The 1,653-nt window shown below is 61.7% G+C and carries 1 protein-coding gene; it reads left to right on the top strand.

What is annotated here, in order from left to right:
• Positions 1–57 precede the first annotated feature (57 nt).
• Positions 58–1,653 (top strand): hypothetical protein (locus AC788_RS02055; RefSeq protein WP_152965686.1); only part of this gene is annotated, 1,596 nt, incomplete at its 3' end.

The following is a 1,653-nucleotide window of genomic DNA, read 5'->3' as shown; positions in this document are numbered from 1 at the left end:
TTCCACAACTAACGTCACAGCAGTCGCTCTCCACTTCAACTTCACAAGAGCCCTGCCATGACGACCCTCAACAATTTCCTGCGCCTGCTTCAGCTGGAGATCCAGCAAAGTCAGTCTCCCGCCATCAGCGTCTTCGGTGCTGCGCCCTATCATCCCGGCACACCCATCCTGCCTGCCCCGCAGGTACCGGCGCTGCTGGTGCACAACGGCCTGAACAAGAACGACCTGCACGACCCCAGCGTACCCGTGGCCGTGCAAGTAGTGCTGCAACCCGACATGCTCCTAGGCGATGAACTCACCCTGTACCTGGGTGATACTCCCGTGGCTGTTGAGGTCGTGCGCCTCGAGCATGAGGCAGGCATCGTTACCTTCTACTTGATGCCCTACGTATTTCCTCAGGAGGGCGAGGTCACGCTGCACTATCACCACAGAGTCCCGCCTTCCACCGCCTTCAGTGTGTCTAAAGACGTAGGTCCCTTTCTGGTCAAGCAGACCGTTCCAGGCAATCCCGATCCGGATCCGTCCACGCCCTACATCAACGAACGCCTGACCCCAGCCACTGGCATTCCCGCAGTAGTGCCGGCCGGCCGGCCGCTGACGGTGACCATTCCCCGCTACATGAATATCGCCGAGAACGACGTGATCGTTCTGCACTGGTCGAACCAGGAAATCCGCAAGACCGTCACTGCTGTCGAAGCCTCGACCCCCGGCATGGCGCTGACGGTCATAGTGTCGGCCGACATCATCGACAGCGCGCCAGGCCTGGGCCTGATCGTGCGTTACGACATTCATGACACGGTGATGAACTGGTCGCTGTACAGCCTGGAAGCATTCGCCGACGTAATCCCCCCAGGCGCACTGGATGCCCCAGGCTTGCCTCAGGCCACCGACGACGACGAGTTGGACGTGGACGAGTTGGACGGCGACGACGTGGCCGTACAGATTCCGGTCAACGGCAACCTGCCGGTGGGTACCACAGGCACGCTGACCTGGACCGGTATCCCGGTACTGGGACCACGGCTGACCTTCACCCTGGACTTTCAGATCGTGAAGGCCGGCACCCGGATCACGCTGTACGTGCCCTACGCCCAGGCCGCCGCCTTGGTGGGCAGCACCGCCACGGTGTATTACGAGGCACTCATCGGTGGCGTGAGTACCCCGTCGCAACGCATCAGTGTGGCGGTGATCGGCCAGCCGGTAACCCTGGAAAAACCCACGCTCGTCGGCGTTACGGGAAATACCTACAACCCGGCCTTGATCGGCGGCACTCATCAGGAGGTCACCGTGCCTCAGTATGGGTTCACGGCCTCCGGACAGACCGTGATCCTGCTATGGGAAGGCCGGACCGCCACTGGCAGCCCGGTCTACATACAGCAAACACATGAAGTGACCAGCGATACCCCGCAAGACATCCGCTTCATGATCGATGTGCTCTACGCCAAGGGCCTGGGCACCAACACCACCCTGAAGGTGAGCTACACGATCATCGCCGAAGGCACGAGCTATGCTTCGCCCATTCTGGAACTGACCGTGGTGGGCGTGCCGAACAACCTGCCCAAGCCGACCACCGAGCCGGTGTTTCAAGGCGGCGAGATCGACCCCGGCGCGGTCGGCCCGACCTTCAAGGTGGTGGTGGAACCCAACCCCGTCCTC

This window comes from Pseudomonas sp. RIT-PI-a (assembly GCF_001187875.1).
Taxonomy (GTDB): Bacteria; Pseudomonadota; Gammaproteobacteria; order Pseudomonadales; family Pseudomonadaceae; genus Aquipseudomonas; species Aquipseudomonas coleopterorum.
This window is presented reverse-complemented; position numbering and strand designations above follow the sequence as displayed.